We start from the raw sequence: 5,227 nt of genomic DNA, 5'->3' as shown, positions 1-5,227 counted from the left end.
TGTACGGAAAAGAGCGATGCGGCCCGGATAAGCTTTCGGGCAATAGCGTTCGAGTGCCTCCCAGTGGGTCCGGGCGTAGCGTTTGAAGTCTTCAGGGTAGTGCGCGAAGTCGATAATCTCCTCCAGCCGCGCCTGGATTTCCGCGACCGCACCCCGGTCTGGCGAACCCCAGACCCGGCGTTTGATTTTTCGAAGAAGATTTCGCGTTTTCTGCCTGATTCGCGCGCCGGTTTCTTTCCGCCCCTGCGCGAAAAGGTATTTCGTCCAGGCCGGCAATGTCCGTAAAAAATGTCCGATCAACTGGCTGTCGACCCCTCTTCTTTTGTAGCCGCGGGGTGGCGGGAGTTCGATTGCAGCGAGCAATCCCACCCGGATACCCTGTTCCTCGAGCTGCCGCGCCATCTCAAACGCAACCACGCCGCCAAAACAATAGCCACCCAGATGATACGGCCCGTCCGGTTGCAAGGTGCGAATTTCCCGGATGTAATGCGCCGCCATGTCTTCGATGCGGGCGAAGGGTTCCGGCGGTGTAACCAGTCCGTAGGAAGGCTGGTCGGGGCCCAAAAGCTCGGCGACCTTTCGATAGGCGAAGAGCCCGCCGCCACCTCCGCCACCCAGCGTGTGCAACCAAAACATCGGCGCTCGCGAGCCATGCGGTTGAATCTTCACGAGTGACGCGCCCGGAGCCGACCACGATTCGGTGCTGATGATTTGCGCCAGTTGTTCCAATGTCGGCCCCTGGAAAAGCACCGAGAGCGGCAGCTTTGGTCCCAGTCGTTTCTCGATTTGGGTGAACAGCCGCACGGCGAGCAGGGAATGTCCGCCCAACTCAAAAAAATCGTCGTGGACACCCACCGGCCGGATATTCAGCACGTTTTCCCAGATTGCAGCCAATTGGATTTCCAATGCGTCGCGGGGAGCGATGAAATCTGTTTCCGTCGTTTCCCGCGTTGTGCCTGGATCGGGGAGCGCGTGCCAATCCACCTTGCCATTAGGTGTCAAGGGCAGTTTGTCCAGTGTCACGAAGACCGAGGGGATCATGTAGTTGGGAAGCTTCTGCTGGAGATACTGTCGCAACTCGACCGGTGACGGCGCCGGTTCGCGCGCGGCCACCAGGTAGGCGACCAGTTGTTTTTCGCCGGGCTGGTGTTCGCGAGCGATGACGATGACATCCTTCACTGCCGGGTGTTGACTCAACACAGATTGGACTCCAGTCAGTTCAACCCGGAATCCGCGTATTTTGACCTGGCGATCCATGCGCCCGAGGAACTCGATGTTGCCGTCAGGAAGGTAGCGCGCCAGATCGCCGGTCCGGTAAAGGCGCCCGCCGCACCCGATACCGAAAGGATTGGGAACAAATTTTTCGGCGGTAAGTGCCGGCCGATTCAGGTAACCACGCGCCAGTCCTTCGCCGCCCAGGCACAGCTCGCCGGGCACGCCGACCGGCACTGGTTGTAGCCGACTGTCCACGATGTAAACCTGGGTGTTGGCAATCGGACGCCCGATGGTTGCGGGCCGATCGGGCTTGCGCAGGGCAAACGTCGAGTAGGTCGTATCCTCGGTCGGGCCGTAGAGGTCATGGACCTTTTGAACGGTGCCAAGGCCGTAGAGTTGTTGTACGAGCCGGGCCGACAGCGGTTCGCCGGCAAGGTTGATGGTTCGCACGGATTCGGACACGGCGCGCAACGTCAACAACTCCGCGATCGCGGAAGGGACGGTGTTGAGCAATGTTACCTCGCGGCGCGCGGGAAGGCCGACGTACTCCAGCGCGTTGTCGGACAGGATCACCGTTCCTCCACAACTCAATGGAACAAACAACTCGAACACGGACAAATCGAAGCAGATGGAGGTGGAGGCCAGCACGCCGCATAATTCGTCGCGCGTGAAAGTGTGTTGAGCCCAATGGATGAAGGCGACCGCGCTGCGATGTTGGATGGCGACGCCCTTTGGCCGGCCGGTCGAGCCGGAGGTATAGATCACGTAGGCCAGATTGGAAGCAGCGACACCGGAACGTGGCGGGCTGGACGCGGCTTCCGCATCGCACGGTTCCGGTCCCGCCGCGGCCAGGCTGACAACTTTCAAACCGGGGAGTTCGAACTGCAAATCGGCACGTGGCGAATCCTGCGTCAGCAGCAACACCGGGGCGCGGGCGTCCCGTAGAATGAAAGCCAGTCGTTCCCTGGGATAGGCCGGGTCCAACGGCACATACGCACCGCCGGCTTTGAGAATGGCGAGCAGACCCACAACCATCGCTGGCGTGCGGCCGATGCAGACACCCACGAGCGTTTCCGGTCCCACGCCCAGTTTCCGCAAACGGTCGGCCAACTGATTGGCCCGGCCATCCAGTTCCTGATAGGTGACGCGGTCTTCTCCCCAGACCAGCGCGGTGGCCGAGGGAGTCCGTTCTGCCTGTGCCTGGAAAAGTTCGTGGATGCAGGCTTCCCTCGGATAGGCAACCGCCGTCTCATTCCATTCGTTGAGGAGTTGTCTGCGTTCGGACGGCGTCAGCAGCGGCAGTTCTGAAAGATTCTGGTCCGGGTCGGCAGCGGCGCCTTCCAGGATCGTCTGAAAGTGGCCGAGCAGCCGCGACATGGTGCTGCGCCTGAACAGGTCGGCGTTGTATTTCAGCGTGGCCCGCATTCCCGGCGGCGTCTCTGTCAGGATCAGGTTCAAATCGAATCTGGCCAAACCGGTGTTCACTTCAATCGGCTGCACCTTCAGCTCCGCCCATTGCATCGTCGGCATCGGCGCGTTCTGCGACTCGAAAATCACCTGAAAGAATGGATTACGGCTCAGTGTCCGCTCCGGCTGCAGTTCTTCCACCAGTTTTTCGAACGGCAAACCGCAATGCGCAAACGCCTCCAACGCCATATCGCGCGTCCGCTGGAGCAGTTTGCGGAATGTGGGGTTCCCGGCAGAATTCCCCCGGAATACCAGTCTGTTGCCGAAACAGCCAATCAGCGTCTCCAGTTTTGGGTGGTTTCGTCCCGCAACGAGCGAGCCCACCAGAATGTCCTCCTGGCCGGTGTAACGGTGCAGCAAGGCCAGGAACGCCGTCAGCAACGTCATGAACAGCGATGCGTTTTCGGCAGTCCCCAGGTTTTTAAGCGCCTGGATCAGTGTTTGCGAAAGCTGCAAAGTCTCGGACCCGCCACGCAAACTCTGCACCGCGGGACGCGGCCGGTCAGTCGGCAATTCCAGAGTCGGAAGGACGCCGATCAACTTCCTTTTCCAGTGAGCCAACTGTCGTCGCAACGGCTCGCTTTCGAGCCAGTCCTGTTCCCACAACGCGAAGTCGCCGTATTGAACGGGCAGTTCGGGCAGCGGTGCCGGTTTTCCGGTTTGGAAGGATTCGTAGAGCACCTCCATCTCCAGCAAGAAAATGTCGAGCGAACGTCCGTCGGAAACGATGTGATGCAGGGTGACCAGCAGCACATGCTCGGCGGCTTCGAGCCGGACCAGCAACGCGCGCAAAAGCGGATCGTCCGAGAGGTTGAAAGGTCTTTGCGCCTCTTCCTCAAGAATTCGCTGCAATTCCTCTTCGCGCCGGTCGCCGGGATGGTCGCTCAAATCGAGGACCGGCAATTTCAATATCCGGCCTTCAGCAATCACCTGGACGGGATTCCCTTCGTGGTCGAAGAAGTTCGTCCGCAGAATTTCGTGGCGGCGGATGATTTCATTCAGGCCCCGTTCCAAAGCCGGAACCTGAAGCGAACCGGTCAGCCGCACGGCCCGGCACAGGTTATCAACCGCAATGCCGGGCTCCAGACGGTCCAGAAACCAAAGCCGCTTTTGGGCACAGGAAAGCGGAAACTCGCGCCGACGCTCGTGGCGGGAGATTGCCGGGCGTTCGCTCTGCTGTGCCGAGACATCCCGGGCCGGCTGCATGCGGTTTGGAGGCAGCCCGGTTCCGCCGTCGGATGATTCCGGTCGTTGCAAAGTGATTTCGTTTCCGGACGTCATGGTTGATCTGGGCGGGTCGTTTTCGATTGCGCGTCGTTCAGACACGCCTTCAATTTCGCCGCCAACGCGCGCACTTGCGGTTCGACGAAGATTTTTTCGTGGGAACCGGGGATCGCAATGGCTTCGACACCGCCGGCGGCCAGTTCACTCCACCCGTACAACGGGTCGAACGAGCAGAGAAACGGCTGGGTGCGGGTGCGGAAAAGCGTCACCCGGCCTGTGTACGGTTGCGGCACATAGTCGCGAATGGCGCGCAGGTGGATTTCCCATAACCTCAGTTCGAGTTCGGGGAATTGAGCCGCGTCAATGATTTCGTCGAGATCAACCGCCCCTGCGTCAGGGTCGTCACGCCAGAACCAGCGTCGCATCCTTTTCCCGAGCGCGCGGAATTTGCGACGCACGAAGCTTTGCCGGTCGGCTGGCTCCTGATGAACGAAATCGTTGAGCCAGTAAACCGCATTTACCGCGAACTTCGCCAGAAAACCGGGGTGCCACCACTGGATGCACTCGCCGGAATTGGGGGGCGCGCTTTCCATGAGGGCCAGCAGGGCGATTTGTTCCCCCTGCCCATGGAGTTGCCGCGCGATTTCATAGGCCACATTGCCTCCGAAGCAATAGCCGCCCAAATAATAGGGTCCGCCGGGCTGGACCGTGCGGATTTCCTCAATGTAATGCGCCGCCATGTCTTCGATGCGGGTGAACTCTTCGAGTCCGCGCATGCCCCGCGATTCCAGTCCATAAACCGGCTGGTCAGTGCCAAGATATGGCGCGAGGTTCGCGTAGGTCCAGAGGTTGCCGCCGCCGGCGCCGTGCATGAAGAATATGGGCGGACGTGTTCCCCTGGGCTGGATGGCCACCAGGGACGAACAGGTCGTTCGCTCCTTTTCTTCGCGCAACAGGGCCGCCAGTTGTTCGACCGTTGGTGCCTGGAACAGCGTGGCAATGGGAAGTTTTCTGGCGAAATCCTTCTCCATGCGCGCGAACAGCCGCACTCCCAGAAGTGAATGTCCGCCCAGCTCGAAGAAGTTGTCGCGGATGCCGACCGGCTGGACCTCGAGGATGTTCTCCCAAAGGGCGGCCAATTTGCCTTCCACATCGTCCCGGGGTGCGACAAATTCGTTTCGCAAGGCGGTTCGCGTCGTGTCCGGCGCGGGGAGGACGCGCCGATCCACTTTGCCGTTCGGGGTCAGCGGTAGTTTTTCCAGAAAAACAAACGCGGATGGCAACATGTAATCAGGCAGATGCTTTTGAAGGTGTTCGCGCA

2 protein-coding genes are annotated in these 5,227 nt (G+C 60.3%); both read right to left on the bottom strand.

Features of this window, described 5'->3' with window-relative positions:
• Positions 1-3,963, bottom strand: a 3,963-nt coding sequence (locus tag VN887_12775; GenBank protein HXT40880.1) for an amino acid adenylation domain-containing protein, incomplete at its 3' end; no start/stop codon positions are given.
• Positions 3,960-5,227: alpha/beta fold hydrolase (locus VN887_12770; protein ID HXT40879.1), on the bottom strand; the 1,268-nt coding region annotated here is incomplete at its 5' end. The genes VN887_12775 and VN887_12770, both read right to left, overlap by 4 nt.

It is taken from the genome of Candidatus Angelobacter sp., from assembly GCA_035607015.1.
Lineage (GTDB): Bacteria > Verrucomicrobiota > Verrucomicrobiia > Limisphaerales > AV2 > AV2.
Note: the sequence above shows the minus strand (reverse complement) of the source record. Positions and strands in the feature narration are given on the sequence as shown.